This is a genomic window from Cupriavidus sp. 05T313 (genome assembly GCF_056396665.1).
In genome coordinates, this window is sequence record NZ_JBFTLX010000093.1 from 1 (window position 1) to 15,466 (window position 15,466).

Sequence of the window (15,466 nt, forward strand, 5' to 3'; positions counted from 1 at the left end):
GCATGGCACAGGCCCTTGTTCATGGCGTCGTAGATGCCGCCGTCCGGCTCGCTGATCAACACATCGATTTCCTGCCGTCGCGCCTGCATGAGTTCGACCGACCCATCCTTCGAGCCGCCATCGATCACAAGGTACTCCAGGTCAAACCCAACGCGTTGCTGACTGGCCACGCTGTCCATGGTGCGCGCCAGACCATCGCGATTGTTGTAGTTCACGGATATGACGGAGATTCTTGTCATCTCGAACCCTGAAAAAAAGCGGCAAAAAAATAATCGCTGCCATCAGGAAAGGGCGGCCCGGGTTGCGGGACGTCTCCAGACAGACAACGACATGCTCTCCCGGTTTCCCGCCGGCGTCAGGGTTTCGGCTGCGCACGAGCCGGCAGCAGCCGAGCGCGGTACAGTTACCTCGGCTGACGAAGAATCCGTAGCGCGCCCCTTGGCAGCATCCATAGCGTGGTGACTGAATTGGCGACAATCAGCGCGATCACAACGTACTGGAAATTGATGTTGCCCGTGAGCAGAAGCAGCGCACCCAGCACGCCAGCAACCATCAGCTCGGACATGCCCACCCTACTCAGACTTGCGAACGCCTTAGCCCCCATTAACACCGGAATGCCCGCCTGCGTTGACACGATGATCGCAAAATATAGCGCGCATAGCGATGCCGTGGCATTTGAGATCACAAACTCGGACGATGTCCAGAACGTAATGACATAACCACCGAGAACCGCTGCCCCGGCAATCACCAGGACGCCGTAGGCGGTATAGAGCAGGCTCAGCTTCTTGTAGAGCGCAAGGAGCCACTGTGTATTCCCGTCGAGAAGATGGCGATGGGCTATCGGCCAGAGCGGCTGGTTGATCATCCATACCGCGCTGCTCAGCAGCATGTTGGCCCTGAACATCAATGCAAGCAGGGCCGCATCCTGCGCGCGTCCGGACTCATAGCACAGAAGCACCGCGCCCTGCTGCAAGCAGGCGCCAGAGAGTTGCGCCAGCAGGAAGGCCCTGGAATTCACAATCAGTTCCCTGGCCAGGCCCGGCGCACGAACCCCATGCGGCAAGCCAACCCGTTTCAGCACACTGGCGAAGCAGCCGAATTTTGCCAGGATGAAACCCAATTGGCTGGCGACGAACAGGGACACCACGTCCGCCGTGGCGTCCGACTGGGACGCCACGTAGATGAAGAGGACATTCAGGATGTTGGACGCGGCACCAATGAGGTTGTTGACATGCTGACGGTTTTGTCCCTGGTTGACCGACTCTCCGAGCGAGAATACGAAGATCAGCGCATTGCAGCACAATGCGGCAACCAGCAGATTGAAATACTCCGCCGAAAACAGCTTGGCGCCGCTGCCCTCCAGCACCGGCCGGAACGCCAGCGCCAGCACGATGACCGCACCAAGCAGTGCGCTGAGCCATAGTGCCGACTCAAGCACCACGGCCGGCAGTGTGCCTTGTTTGCGTTTGTCCGCGGCATGCGCCGACACCGTCGGCCATACGCCGATCGCCACCAGGGTCAGCCAGGTCGTGATGCCGTAGTAGACCATGATCGCGCTGAAATCCTCAGGATTGAGCACTCTCGCGAACAGCGGGATGCTGATCACCTGATAGGCAACGCTGGACCCCTTCGAGACAAAGGAGCTCATCACGGCGAGCCGGATCGACCTCATATCCTGCTTCTCTTCCGCGTTCGCCATGGCATCGCCGAACTCAACGGCCGTAGCGGATTGGGCGTCCGTGGCTCCCTTTCCTTGCATCGTTCATTTCCTCGTGATCGGCTCGCCTGCCGCGCATCACTGGCGCTGATTCCGCCATGGTGCGGGATGCCGTTGAAACTAAAAATGTGCGCCAGCAAACAATGCGCGCGGCGGGCCCCATGGCGCAGCGGCGTGCCACACGAGCCGTGTTGGCATGGCGATCAATTCGGGCGCGGGCGATGTCCTATAAGTCTCCATAGCGCCGCAGCGCGATGCCGGCGCTCTTGAGCTTCGCAGCCAGTTCGGCGGGCTGGAGCAACGGCGCGGACTCGTCCCGCCGCCAGGGTTCGGCGAAGCCGGGATGAACCGACATCTCTGTCACGCCATCGCGCAGGATTGCCGGCAACCGCAATGCCCAGCCGGGCTCGCGCGGGTCCGCCGCGATGTAGTAATCGGTATGCCGAAGTCCGGAAAAGTGATGCAGCAACCATACGTTCAAGGCACCGCGTATCGCATTCTTCTGGAAATAGCAGTTTTGCGGCCGGCGGGCCCATTTGATGCCAGCCTGCAACATCTCCTGTTTGATCGCGCGGATGACCGCGGGGTACTTGTGCAAATGCCCATGCCCGTCGACATGCGTGACCTGCACGCCGTGATCGCGCAATTCGGTGAGCTGCTGGCGAAACGCCTCTCTTATATCCTTCTCCGCGAGCAGGCCTGCCATGGCGCGTACCCGCTGTGCCTTGCACGGCCGAAGCATGCCGTCGCCGCCGCAAAGGGACGACTTCCCAGCCTGTGCTGCAAGCCGCCCTTCGACGATATTGAAATGCAGGCCGAATGACAGCTGCTTGCGATGCTGCCTGGCGTAGTCATAGGCCAGCCTGGACGCGGGACACCCGGCCAGGATGGTCGCGCTGGTGAGAAGACCGCCTTCGAAGCAGGAAATGGTCGCCTTGACGGTGTCTTCGTCATACCCGAAATCGTCGGCGTTGATGATCAAGCTTCGCATCGTCTTCTCCAGCGCTAGCCGGGTTGCAGGAAGGGAGAAGGCGTGGCCCGAGGGCAACCCCGAGCCATGACACGCCCCTGCACGCAGGCTACGCAACGCTACTGCCTCAATCCGTGCGGCCGCCCACACTCCATCCCGATTCCGGCCACGCGGCGCAACCCCGCGGCCAGTGTGCGACAGCGCACCGAATCTGAACGAGCGGCTTTCTAAGATGCGATCATCCGTGGACATGGCATGCCTTGCGATGTCCGTTTGGAACAAGCATGGAGAATACCGTGAACGCATGCAATGATGAGCCAGAATTCCGCACCGGCGCTTCGCTTCGCAATACGATTCTCTCGCGCCTGACCTTGCTCGGCGCCTCCGCTTTGCTGGCAGCCTGCGTTGCCGCCTCGCCAGGGATGACGATGAGTTCCCGGGCCTCTACCACCGCGATGGGGTCGGACGCCGAGGTCGACGTGACGCCGATCACCCTGGACCTGGTTCGTGAACTGAAGGGCAAGAGCAGGCCGACCAATCAAAGTGTGGAAGAACTGTACGCGACACCGCAGCCTTACCGGATCGGTCCCGGAGACATCATTTCGGTGGTGGTCTGGGATCACCCTGAACTGGTGTTCCCGACGCAGACGTACAGCATCGGCGCCGCGTTCGAGATTCCGACCTCCAGCGGCGGCTCCAATGTGCCCGGCTATGTGGTCAGCGCCCAGGGCGATATCCAGTTCCCGTATGCGGGCGTGCTGAAGGTGGCCGGGAAAACCGCCAACGATGTGCGCGACCAGATGGCGCGCATCCTGTCGCGGGTGGTGAAGGATCCCCAGATGACGGTCCGCGTGCTGGGCTTCCGCAGCCAGCGCATCTATGTCGACGGCGAGGTGAAGACGCCGGGCATGCAAGCCATCGACGACGCGCCGATGACCCTGGTGGAGGCGCTCAACCGCGCTGGCGGCGTATTGAACCTGACCGGCGACAACAGCCGCGTGCGCGTCACTCGCGGGGAGCAGAGCTGGTACGTCAACATCCCTGCCCTGCTCGCCAAGGGAGTGGATCCCGCACGCATCATGCTGCGCTCCGGCGACATCGTGCGCGTCGAGCAACGCGAGGACAGCAAGGTCTTCGTCACCGGTGAAGTGGTGCGGCCGGTTTCGCTGCTGATGCGCAACGGGCGCATGTCGCTTAACGAGGCGCTGGGAGACGCGGGCGGCGTCAACCCCGGATCCGCCAACGCCGAGCAGATCTTTGTGATTCGCAAGTCGGCCACCGATGAACCGAAGGTGTTCCACCTGGACGGGACCTCGCCGATTGCGCTGGCCATTGCCGAGGGCTTCGAGCTCGAACCCAAGGACGTGGTCTATGTCGACGCAAAAGCGGTGGTGCGCTGGAGCCGGGTCATGAGCCTGCTGATCCAGCCGGTCGTGGGCACGGCAAGCATCGCTCGTCCGTAGTGGAGACGGCGATGATCCGCTCGATCCTGGTCGTTTGCCTGGGCAACCGGTGCCGCAGCCCGATGGCGGAGAGCCTGCTGCGGCGCGCCTTGCCCAACTGCCGAGTGCGCTCGGCCGGACTCGACCCGCCAGTGGGCGCCACCGCCGATCCGCGCGCCACCAGCCTGCTGGCGATGGAGGGCTGCACCCTGGAGTCCCATCGCGCCGTTACCGTCGACGAATCACTGATCGCCGTCTCCGACCTGGTGCTGGTGATGGACAACGAGCAACGCGACGAGCTGGAACGGCTCTACCCGCAGGCACGCGGAAAGACATACAGGCTGTGCGAGTTCTCACATGTCGATGTACCAGACCCCTACGGTGGCTCACAAGGCATGTTCGTGCTCGTGTTGGGGTTGATCAAGCAAGGGGTTGAATCGTGGTCGGCTCACATACAAGCGATCACGCCGGCAAACAGCTACGGGGAAGCGTCATGAATATAGTCAATTCGCGGAATCAGGCTCCGGAGACGTGGGACGATGGCGGCAAGCCGATCGACTTTACGTCCTATGTCGATGTGCTGGTCCGCTATCGCCGCACATTCCTCGTCGTCGCCGGGGGGGTGATCTGCGCCGGGCTGGTTTATGCGATGCTGGCCAAGCCGGTCTATCGCGCGGACATCGTCGTGMAGGTCGAGGACAGCAATGCCGGCGCTGGCGCTGCCGGCAAGCAGACGGCAAACGTCACGCCCGTGTTTGACGTCAAGCCGGCTGCCTCCGCGGAGATCGAGCTGCTGCGCTCACGCATGGTGGTGGGCAAGGCGATTGACAGTTTGCATCTCGACATCAAGGCCTCGCCCCGTTACTTCCCCGTCGTTGGGCAAGCCATCGCCAGTTTCAACAAGGAGTTGTCGACGCCCGGGCTGTTCGGCTGGGGCGGCTTTGCCTGGGGCCAGGAAAGCATCAGCGTGGCGAGCCTCGAAGTCCCGCCCAAGCTGGCCGACAGGACGATCCAGCTGACCGCGCTGGGCGGCAAGCAGTACCGCGTGAGCTTCGCCAGCAACGATGTCAGGTCGACCGGCACCGTGGGACAGCCGCTAACCATCGACACACCGCAAGGCAAGGTCAGCATGTTGGTCAGCGAGCTTGATGGCCGACCTGGCAGCGTCTTTTACGTGCAGCAAATACCCCGCGCCGCGGCCATCGAGGAGTTGCAGGAGAGCCTCATGATCCTGGAGCGCGGCAAGCAGAGCGGCGTGATCGGCATGACGCTCGAAGGCAACTCCGCCGAGAAGACGGCCGCCATCCTGAATGAAATCGGCGCGGAGTACGTCGAGCAGAATGTGCGCCGCAAGGCTGCGGAAGCCGAAAAATCCCTGGCTTTCCTCGATCGTCAGCTGCCCCAGCTGAAGCAACAGGTGGAAACCGCGGAGTCGCGCTACAACGCGATGCGCAATCAGCGCGGTACCATCGATCTGAGCGAAGAGTCGAAGCTCATCCTTGGCCAATCCGTGCAAATCCAGACGCGCCTGCAGGAACTCAGGCAAAAGCGCCAGGAGCTGATTGCGCGTTTCACGAGCAATCACCCGACCATCGAGATCATGGACTCCCAGATCGCCAGCCTGAATGCACAACTGAATGGCGTGACCRGGAAAATCCAGAAGCTGCCGGATGTCGAGCAGAACGTGTTGCGCCTCATGCGTGATGTCAAGGTCAGTACCGAGCTCTACCAGTCGCTGCTGAACGACACCCAGCAACTCAGGCTGGTGAAGGCAAGCAAGGTCGGCACGGCACGCCTGGTGGATACCGCCGAGGTACCGCTCAAGCCCGTGCGGCCCAACCGCAGCATGATTGCCGGCGTGGCGCTGGTGCTGGGCTTGCTGCTGGGCCTGCTGGCGGTTGTCGTGCGGCGCTTGCTCGACGGTGGCGTCAGCGATGCCGACGAGGTGGAAAAGTCGACAGGACTGACGGTGTACTCCACCATCCCCTTCAGTGCGCAACAAGCACGCCCGGAAGCCGCCAGGAAGGCGGGCGGCAAGGACGGCGGGCGCTGCGATGTGCTGGCTCACCTGGAACCCGGCGACCCGGCCATCGAGAGCTTGCGTAGCCTGCGCACCGCCCTGCAGTTTGCCCTGGCCGGCAGCCGCTCGCGCGTCGTGGTGGTCACCGGTCCGGCGCCGGGCGTCGGCAAATCGTTCGTCTGCGCAAACTTCGCGGCGGTGCTGGCCTCCGGCGGCAAGCGCGTCGTGCTGGTTGACGCCGACCTGCGCCGGGGCAGTCTCAATCATCGCTTTGGCGTGGCGCGTAGCCCGGGCCTGTCGGAGGTGTTGACCGGCACGCCGCTGAACCAGGCGATCCGCCGTCAGGTCCTGCCTGGGCTGGACGTCATCCCGACCGGCACCGAGCCGCCGCACCCGGCGGACCTGCTGCTCAGCGAGCAACTGGATACCCTGCTCGATACCTTGAAGGCACAGTACGACGTTGTGCTGATCGACACGCCCCCGGTGCTTGCCGCTTCCGACGCGGGCATCCTGGCAGCCAGGGCGGGCGCGGTCTTCATGGTGACCCGCGCCGACCAGACCACTGTCGGCGAGATCACGGCGGCGGACAGGGCCATCCAGCAAGCCGGCGGTGAGATCAAGGGGGTACTGTTCAACGGCCTGCGTATCGATGGCCGCTGGTACAGGGCGCACTACCACTTCGGCAAGTATCGCTATCTCAACCAGTACGGCACCTCACGCATCAAGCGCGCCTGAACCGCCGCTACGCGCAAAGGGCCGATGCCGTGAGGGCATCGGCCCTTTTCCTTTGATGGCCGTGCGCAAGACAAGCCTCGCAATGGCAGTCGAAAACAATGACTGGGGGACAGGGCTTCCGGCGCTCCCGGCTGGACGAAATCCAGCCCTCGCGGCAGCGCCAGGCGGTCTGCCGCGGCAGCCCTATGGATTCGCGGAGTTGAACAGCCCCGCGGTGCGGTAGGCGGGCTCGGACGCGAGGGGCGGCGCTTGTGGCGATTCATCCGTGGCCGCGGTGTCGGCCGCCAGTTCGGCTTCGTGCCGCATGACGTGCCGGACCAGGAACTCTGCGAATGCCTGGCGGCTCGCGGGCAGGAACAGCGAATGGTCCAGGCACGGCAGCGTGTGCAGCTTCACCCGCTCCAGCTCGCTGAGAGCCTTCATGTCGCCCCCGAAGCAAAACGCTGCTTCCTCCAGGCCGAGATCGCCCGTGCCATAGAGAAAATCGGTATACACGCCACGCCGGTTCAGCTCGCCCATGGCATGGCAGGCGAAACCGCTGACCGTGGCGATGTCGGCCGCGCCGCGCAGCCGTGCCATCAACCTGGCGTGGCGCTCGGCGGCACGGCGCGCGACCCGGCCAGCCAGGCTCGACACAATCGGCCATGCGTGAATCTCGCCGCTCAGCAGGCGCTGCCAGTTTTCCGGCTTGCGTGCCGCCACGAGGTAGCCTCGTATCGATTGCAGCTTGCTTCCGGCCGCGGCGTCGTCCGCAAGATCCCAGCGGAACTTGACGAGATTCGCCATGACCAGCCCACTGACACCCGCGTTGGCAAGCGCCGCGTGCAAGCTGAGATAAGCGCCCGAGCAGACGCCCGCAAGCACGATGCGCCTGAAGCCCCGGGCTCGCATCCACTCGACCGCGGCGCATACGTCCGCGCACGGCGGCGGCGAATAGATGGAAGGAATGCTCATCTGCCTTGCCGCTGCCGGGCTGTCGCCAAGCGCGGCTACGTCGAGCCGCAAGGCAGCCACGCCCAGGCGGGCGAGCTGGCGCGACAGCGTGACGAAGATCCTGCCATCGCCAACATGATGGTTGCCACCGGTATTCGGGAAAATCACCGCGGTGCCGGCCGGCAGGCGCTCGCGTGGCGCGCAAAGGATGCCGAACAGGCGCCCCCCGCCCAGCCAGACCGGCTGTTCGAAGCCGCCATCCACCTGCAAGCCCTGTGTCTGCCTGACGCGCGGTTCGCCGCGGTGCGGCCGCAGCCGTGCGGGCGCGGCGCCGGGCCGCAGCCAGTCGAGCAGTCTCCGCCAGGCCCGCTCGGGCACGGTGGCATACTCGGCCGACTGCATCATGGCGGGGTATTCGTCAAACCCGCCAAGTTCGACTTGCACTCCCGCCGCTTCGTAGCTCGCCGCCAGCGACGCCACCGCCGAGGCCGTGCCAGGCCAGGCATCCAGCATCAACACGCGCGGCGCCGGGCAAGCCCGCCGGCGCGCCAGGTTCAACGCGCCGATCCGGGCCACGGTTTCCGGTACAAGGCGGAATGCCAGGACTTGCTGGGCGCCGTCCTGCGCAGGCGCCACGGCGAGATCGGGAATCGCCCTGCTCAGCCAGTTGCCGTGGAGTGCCCGCAACTCGCGCAGGTAGGTACGGCCATTGGTCGCGGGCGCCAGCAGGATCAGGCCAGCGGCAGCCGTGCTGTGGTGGGTAGCCATGGCTTCAGCCGCAAGCACCGCAAGGGTTGCCCCGAGGCGCAGGCCGCAAAGCACCACCCGTTCGACGCCGGCCAGTTCGCGCAGCCGTGCCGCGGCCGCGACAATGCTCGCCACGGCCTGCTCGACGAACCTGGGGTCATCGTCGCCGCCGCCCGAGTCCCCGCTGCCCGGATAGTCAAAGCGCAACGCTGGCAGGCCCGCGGCGGCAATATCATCAGCCAGGTGGCGCCAGGCGCGATGCGACCACATGGCTTCGTGCCCGCCCGGCGCGCAGAGGACCACGCCGGTTCTCCCGGTCTCGCCGTGAAGCCAGCCGGCACAGCCATGCAATATGACGCGCTTCATGCCGACTCCCCGCTCGCGCCCGCCCGGGCGCTGCTTTCGCCTCCGATTGCGGCGCTGGCAAAGCCCACGCAGAAACGGGTACGCTCGCCAGCGCCAGGCACTATGCCATCCGCTCCACGCCGGCTGCGCGCTCCAGCTTTGGCACGCTGGGCGCGGGCTCGGGCATGCCCAGATAGGGATTGATGCTGTTGAACTCGGCACGGTTGCTGCGGCGCGCCGTCACGCCGTTCAGAATGCCACCCAGAAGCCGCGCATGCGAACGGGCCAGGCGCTTGAGCGTCTCCTCGACCTGATCCGGCGGTGTCTGGTCCGCGCGCACCACAACCAGTGTCGAGCCGGCAATATTCGCCACCAGCGTGGCGTCGGCCACGGCCATCACCGGCGGCGTATCGACGATCACAAGGTCAAAGCGGCTAGCGCACAGGCGCAGGCATTCCGCCAGGGCGGGACGCATCAGCAGTTCGGAGGGATTGTGAGGCGTCGCCCCCGTAGTCAGGATCGACAAACCGCTGACGACGGTGGGACGCACGGCGGCAGCCAGCGTGAGCTGGCCCGCCAGTATCTCCGCCAGACCGCCTTCAGCCCCCTGGTCGAACCAGCTCGCCACCTTGCCCCGGCGCATGTCGGCGTCGATCAGCAGCACACGCTGGCCGGCTTCGGCAAACAGCACCGCCAGGTTGATGGCGGCGAAGGTCTTGCCCGCGCCCGGTGCGGGGCTGGTCACGGCCACCACGCCATCGGCCGCGCTTCGCAAGCCGAAATGCAGCGCGGCGCGCACGCTGCGCAGGCCCTCCACGGCCAGGGAATGCGGGGCGCTTCGCGCCAGCAGATAGCGGTCGTGCAGACCCTGGCGCAGCAAATGCTTGATGAAATCGGGATAGGATTCGTCGAGCGCCTCCAGTGCCTGCCCCGGCTCGGGCCCCTCCAGCCGAGCCGCGCCCGGCGCCGCGAAGCCAGCGGCAATACCCAGGCGGACCTTGGCCTCGATGAGACGCTCCAGCTCTTGCTGCTCGCGGCTGTACGCAATGTCCCCGAGCATGGGCATGCCGAGCAGCGCTTCCGCTTCGTTGGCGCTGGCGACGGTCTGCTTCGTGCGCTGGCGCACGCTCACGCAGGCAATGCCAAGGCACAGGCCAAGCAGGCCACCGCCGGCGGTCAACGGCCAGGGCCCGGGCCCCACCGGCGACATCGGCACCACCGCATTGTCGACGACGCGGACCTGACTACTGTGGTCCGAGACAATCAGCGACAGTTCCTGGACCTTGTTGCGCAAGGTCATGTACATGTCCTCCGCCACTTTGACATCACGCGTGAGCGACACCGACTCACGCTCCGACATCGAAAGATTCTGCATGCGCGCATCCAGCTCTTTGCGCTCACGCATCATCTGGGTAATCTTGTTGTCGACGGTGCGTACCTCGTTGGATTCCGTGGTGAAGCGCTGCAGCAGTCCGGTACGTTCCATCTTCAGCGCGGCGATCTGCTTCTGGTAGTCGATGCTGCCATTGAGGTAGGACTGCGCGTCCTGCGAGGGCTGCATCGACCCGGAGCGCGAACGGTAACGCGTCAGCGCGGCTTCGGCGCGCTCAAGCTCGCCCTGTACGCGCGGCAGCTGGCTGGAGAGAAATGCCAGCGTGCTGGCCGCGTCGTCGCTGCGCTGCGCGGTCTGCCCCGAAATGTAGGAATTGGCAACACCATTGACCAGCGCCGCGGCCAGTTTCGGGTCGGGATTCTGCCAGGTGATTCGCGCCGTACCGGCTTCGCCCTCCTCGCTGCTGACCTTGAGCTCCCCGGCGATCGTGCTGACCATGGCCGCCAGGTCGTGCCGCGTAATGGTGAAGCGCGTGCCGGGCAGCGCATCGACGCGCGTCACCAGCAATTCCACACCGTTGCCGGTGGCAGGCTCGTCGACCTTGCCCTCAAGCAGAACGGCATCCGCCGAGCGCAGCACGAAGCGTTGCTCCGGCAAGACCTCGAACATCAGCGGCTCGTTGAACAGGCGCTCCGGCACGGTCATCTTGTCGACCACGAGCCGCTGCGCGCCCCATGCATAGCCAAGGTTCGCCGGCCAGGGCGCGCCAAACCTGCCCGGTGTCGCAAAGCGGGCCGCCAGGCTGCCCAGCAGCGGCGCCCGTAACGGCTCGGCGGAGATATCGAGATGCAGGTTCTCCACCACCGGGCCGACCATCGCCCGGCTCTTCAGCAAGCCGATATCGAAGGGGGCGGGCTTCGCACCGCGCGCAACCCCCTGTGTAGCGGCATCCCTGGCGCCAATCTGCACCAGCGCCTCGGCGCGGAACTGCCGCGGTGTCGACAGCGCCAGCAGCGCCGCAACCGCGGCACCCGCCAGGCCAGCGGCAAGGATCCAGCCGATATGATCGAGCATCGCGCCCGCGGGCACGATGCGCTCCGGCGCGACGCCGGCAAATGACATTTTGCTCACAGCAAATTCCCCCGCTAGGTTCGTCCCCGCCTTGCCTGCGCAGCGGGCAAGCGAGGCCTGCTCCCATACCGCAGTGCTAACCGCGCCCGTAGTTATCTTCGAACCGGACGATGTCATCCTCGCCCAGATAGGCACCCGACTGGACCTCGATGATTTCCAGCGGTGTCTTGCCCGGGTTCTCCAGCCTGTGCAGCGTGCCGATCGGGATATAGGTGGACTGGTTTTCGGACAGGATGCTGACCGTGTCGCCGCAAGTCACGCGTGCGGTACCGCGTACCACCACCCAGTGCTCGGCACGGTGGTAATGCATCTGCAATGAGAGGCTGGCTCCCGGATCCACGACGATGCGCTTGACCTGGAAACGCTCGCCGTGATCGATGGAGTCGTAGCAGCCCCAGGGGCGCTGGACCTTGCGATGATTCACCACCTCGCATCCGTGATCGGAGCGAATGCGCTGGACCACGTTCTTGACGTCCTGCACATGCGCCTTGTCCACGACCAGCACGGCATCCGCCGTCTCCACCACCACCACGCCCTGTACCCCGACGCACGCGATCAGGCGTCCCTCGGAATGTGCCAGGCAAGACGAAGCGCCATCGAACAGCACGCGTCCCCGCCCCACATTTCCCGCTGCGTCCTTGGAAGCGATATCCCAGATCGCGGCCCACGAGCCAACGTCGGACCAGCCAGCGTCCAGCGGCACCAGCATGCCGCTCACACCGGGCAAGGCCTCCAGCTTCTCCATCACCGCGTRGTCGATGGAATCCGACATACAGTCGCCAAAGGCTTCCTTGCCAATGCGGAACGTGTCGCCGCTGCGTTCACCGGTCTCATATGCAGCACGGCACTGCAGGTACATTTCCGGCTGCAGCTGGCTGAGCGCCTTGAGCCAGACCGACGCCCGCACGACAAAAATGCCGGCGTTCCACCAGTAGTCGCCCGACGCCACGTAGTGCTCGGCCAGTTCCAGATGGGGCTTCTCCACGAAGCGCTCGAGCGTGAAGGCCCCGCTATCCTCGTTCACGCCGGCGCGGATGTACCCGTAGCCGGTTTCCGGCGCAAGCGGGCGCACGCCCAGCGTCACGATGGCGCCACGGTCGGCATGCTGTATCGCCGTCGCCAGTGCCTGGCGAAATGCTTGCGGATCCGCCACGCTGTGGTCTGCCGGGGTCACGACCAGGACGGCATCCTCGGTCTCCCCCAGGCCGCCGGCCGCGTGCAGCGCGGCCATCGTCAGCGCGGGCGCCGTATTGCGGCCGCAAGGTTCGGAGAGGATCCGCGCGGGCTTGCCGGCTCGCTTCATCATCTCCGCGATCATGAAACGGTGGTCCTCGCCGCAGACCACCATCGGCGCCACTTCCTTGCCCGCCGCACGGCCGGCCAGTTCCGCCAGGCCGTCGAAGCGGCGCGCGGTGGCTTCCAGCAGCGTGTCATCGGCAACCAGGTTCAGCAACTGCTTGGGATGCTGCTCGCGCGACAGCGGCCACAGCCTGGTGCCGGCGCCGCCGGCCAGGATGACTGGCTGGATCGCGGTTATCGGCATGGACTGCACGCCTGCATCGGCGGACACTGCTATTGCCGCGCCGTCCGGCTGGTACGCGTCCCGAGTCGTTGCGTTCATCTTGCCTCCTTGCCTGCCGCAGCCCGGAAAGGCTGCGGATACTCGCCACGTGCGCGGAACACGGACTGTGCATTCTTCATCCGGGGGATCACCGGCGCGCATGCACTCGCGCCGCGCAGCGCCGGGGGTAACGCTTCCGGACATGAGGCCCGCCTGGGCCGGACGGTCCGGCGCATACTGACAGCCAGTGTAGGGAGCGGGAGCGGGGGTATCTGTTCGCTGCCGCACACGCCAGCCGCCAGGCTGTCCCCGCGCAAATGCCCCTGCCATTGTCGTGCCCTCTGTTGGGCAACGAACGGATGGAAAGCGCCAATACGGTTGCAATGGCAGCAAAGGCGCCTACCGGTTTTCGACGGACCGGGCAGCGCGGCAACAGACGCAGGAGGCGGAAGATGAAACGGGACGCTGTACTCATAAGCGGCGGCGGCGCGGACAATATGGCGCGGGCAAGGCCGCGTGCCGCCCGCCCGGCGGAGCTTGCCACCAGTACAGCCGCTACCGTAAGCCATCCGCACGTGCTGCATGGCGCGGACGCGATCTGGCAGGAGACCAACTGCTATATGGACCTGTGGATCGAGCTGTTGCATGGCCGGGGACTCGATCCGCGCGCCGCGCTGCCATTCACGGTGACGCAGGATTTCGAAGGGGACCATTTCACATTCTTCAAGTATCCGCAGATGGATCTGGAGTTGCTGTACGGCACCGTGGTGCAGGAAATGCCGGTCTATGACACGCTCGAGGCCCACGTCGTCGCACAGGTCAGCCGCGGCCATACCRTGCTGGTGGAACTCGACAGCTACTACCTGCCGGACGTACGCGCGACCGCCTATCGGCGCGAGCACGTCAAGACCACGGTGGCAATCGACCGCATCACGCCGGCGGCGCAGGAGCTTGGCTACTACCACGGCCTTGGCTATCACACGCTGGCCGGAGAGGACTACCGCGGCGCCATGCGGCTTACGCCCGAACTGAGCGGCAACGGCAACATACTGTTCCCCTACGCCGAGTTTGCCCGGCAGGCGAGAGCGCCGCTGCGCGCCCGTGCGCTGGTCAATGCTTCGGTGTCGCTGATGCGCCACCACCTGACCCGGCGCCCCACAGCCAATCCGGTCAGCCAGTGGCGCACGGCTTTCGGTGGGCAGATGGAAGTCCTGCTGGCGCGTGGAGATGCTTACTTCCACCAATACAGTTTCAACCTGCCGCGGCAGCTCGGTGCCGGTTTCGAGTTGCTTCATCATTATCTTGGCTGGTTGGCCGAGCACGATTACAGGATCCCGGCAGCGGCGGCACTTGCGGCCCGAGCCGTTGCCACCGAATGCAAGGTGCTGCAATTCCGCCTGGCGCGGGCCGTGGCGCGCCGGCGGCATGACGACTGCGCGGATTGCCTGGAAACGCTCGAGGCGTCCTATGAGCGCGCCATGGCCGGGCTGGTCTCGGCGTTCGGCTGTGCGACTCGCCTTCACGCCTGAGGCCAGCGTCGGCATGCCGGCCCCGGTGCGCCGGGGTCCGCTCTGTTCAGGCGTGCGCCAAGGCAGGCAGCAACCGGTCGTACTCGCGTTTGACGAGCTTGTAGCATTCGCAGGATTGCTTCTCGAGCCCGCAACGGTCCAGCACGGTGATATGCCCACGGCTGTGGTGGATGAGTCCGAGGTCCTCCAGCTTTCCGGCTGCCTCTGTCACGCCTTCGCGCCGGACACCGAGCATGTTCGCAATCACCTGCTGCGTGATCACAAGCTCGTTGGAACTCATCCGGTCGATCGCCAGCAGGAGCCAGCGGCACAATTGCTTGTTGAGGGAGTGATGGCGGTTGCAGGCCGCGGTCTGCGCGATCTGCGTCAGTACCGCCTGCACGTAGAGCAGCGTCACGCGCTGCAGCACCGGTGTGCGCATCAGCTCATTGCGCAGATCGCGGGCTGCGATGCGATAGGCGAAGCCCGGGCTGCGCACTTCCACGCGGCTGGGCATGGTATCGCCGCCGGTGACGACCGGGATGCCGACCAGGCCCTCGTTGCCGATGGCCGCGAACTCGACCGTGGCACCATCCTCGAGCAGCGAGAGCATGGAGACCACTGCCGTGGTGGGAAAGTAGACATGGACGATGCGCTGTCCCGAATCCGTCAGCAACTCCCCCGCGCGGAGCCTGACCAGTTCGAAGTGCCGGCACAACACCTCCCACTCGTGGCGCGGCAACGCGCTGAGCAAATGATTGACATGCAGATCTGACCGATGCGTGATCATTTTCGGACCTCCCTTGGACCCTAGGATCACGGCTGGTGCCAGCAAGACATCCTGATGCCCTTATGACTGGGCACTACTGTCAATGCCGTTCCACCCGTTGCAAACAACCGCTGACTTTCCGCCAGCTGGTGTATCTGTATTAAGCGCCACGCAACTCCGTTGTGACACTGGGCAGACGGCTAGTACTAGATCATCCCTTGGTAGGTTGGAGATGACACGGGCGGACACCGGCGG

11 protein-coding genes are annotated in these 15,466 nt (G+C 65.0%); 4 read left to right on the plus strand and 7 right to left on the minus strand.

What is annotated here, in order from left to right:
* From AC1DKD_RS20255 to AC1DKD_RS20265, 3 genes are all read right to left on the minus strand, one after another.
* Positions 1–239 (minus strand): glycosyltransferase (locus tag AC1DKD_RS20255; protein ID WP_477143630.1); only part of this gene is annotated, 239 nt, incomplete at its 3' end.
* Between the two features lie 164 nt (positions 240–403).
* On the minus strand, positions 404–1,759 hold the full coding sequence (locus tag AC1DKD_RS20260) for a lipopolysaccharide biosynthesis protein (protein ID WP_441626148.1): 1,356 nt from the start codon (positions 1,757–1,759) through the stop codon (positions 404–406).
* 184 nt (positions 1,760–1,943) lie between these two features.
* Positions 1,944–2,939: a ChbG/HpnK family deacetylase gene (locus AC1DKD_RS20265; protein ID WP_441626150.1), complete on the minus strand. Its 996-nt coding sequence runs from the start codon at positions 2,937–2,939 to the stop codon at positions 1,944–1,946.
* Between the two features lie 32 nt (positions 2,940–2,971).
* Between AC1DKD_RS20265 and AC1DKD_RS20270 the strand changes: the two genes are divergently transcribed.
* From AC1DKD_RS20270 to AC1DKD_RS20280, 3 genes are read left to right on the plus strand one after another with little or no spacing between them, the layout of a single operon-like run.
* Positions 2,972–4,150 carry a polysaccharide biosynthesis/export family protein gene (locus tag AC1DKD_RS20270; protein ID WP_441626152.1) on the plus strand — a complete coding sequence of 393 codons (1,179 nt, stop codon included), beginning with the start codon at positions 2,972–2,974 and terminating at the stop codon, positions 4,148–4,150.
* 11 nt (positions 4,151–4,161) lie between these two features.
* Positions 4,162–4,626, plus strand: a complete 465-nt coding sequence (locus tag AC1DKD_RS20275) for a low molecular weight protein-tyrosine-phosphatase (RefSeq protein ID WP_441626154.1) — start codon at positions 4,162–4,164, stop codon at positions 4,624–4,626.
* Positions 4,623–6,884, plus strand: a complete 2,262-nt coding sequence (locus tag AC1DKD_RS20280; protein WP_477143631.1) for a polysaccharide biosynthesis tyrosine autokinase — start codon at positions 4,623–4,625, stop codon at positions 6,882–6,884. The genes AC1DKD_RS20275 and AC1DKD_RS20280 overlap by 4 nt, the downstream gene beginning before the upstream one ends.
* A 183-nt stretch (positions 6,885–7,067) precedes the next feature.
* Here AC1DKD_RS20280 and AC1DKD_RS20285 read toward each other — a convergent pair whose 3' ends face one another.
* The 3 genes from AC1DKD_RS20285 to AC1DKD_RS20295 form a co-directional block, all read right to left on the minus strand.
* Positions 7,068–8,930: a serine aminopeptidase domain-containing protein gene (locus AC1DKD_RS20285; protein WP_441626158.1), complete on the minus strand. Its 1,863-nt coding sequence runs from the start codon at positions 8,928–8,930 to the stop codon at positions 7,068–7,070.
* A 100-nt stretch (positions 8,931–9,030) separates the two neighbouring features.
* Entirely contained in the window at positions 9,031–11,364 is a 2,334-nt protein-coding gene (locus AC1DKD_RS20290; RefSeq protein ID WP_441626250.1) for a polysaccharide biosynthesis tyrosine autokinase, read from the minus strand.
* A gap of 85 nt (positions 11,365–11,449) precedes the next feature.
* Positions 11,450–12,916, minus strand: coding sequence for a mannose-1-phosphate guanylyltransferase/mannose-6-phosphate isomerase (locus AC1DKD_RS20295; RefSeq protein WP_477143636.1), 1,467 nt, complete (start codon positions 12,914–12,916; stop codon positions 11,450–11,452).
* Between the two features lie 470 nt (positions 12,917–13,386).
* Between AC1DKD_RS20295 and AC1DKD_RS20300 the strand changes: the two genes are divergently transcribed.
* Entirely contained in the window at positions 13,387–14,463 is a 1,077-nt protein-coding gene (locus AC1DKD_RS20300; protein ID WP_477143632.1) for a DUF1839 family protein, read from the plus strand.
* A 46-nt stretch (positions 14,464–14,509) separates the two neighbouring features.
* On the opposite strand, the gene AC1DKD_RS20305 is transcribed toward AC1DKD_RS20300, so the two are convergent.
* Positions 14,510–15,232 carry a Crp/Fnr family transcriptional regulator gene (locus AC1DKD_RS20305; protein ID WP_276288170.1) on the minus strand — a complete coding sequence of 241 codons (723 nt, stop codon included), beginning with the start codon at positions 15,230–15,232 and terminating at the stop codon, positions 14,510–14,512.
* Positions 15,233–15,466: the final 234 nt, after the last annotated feature.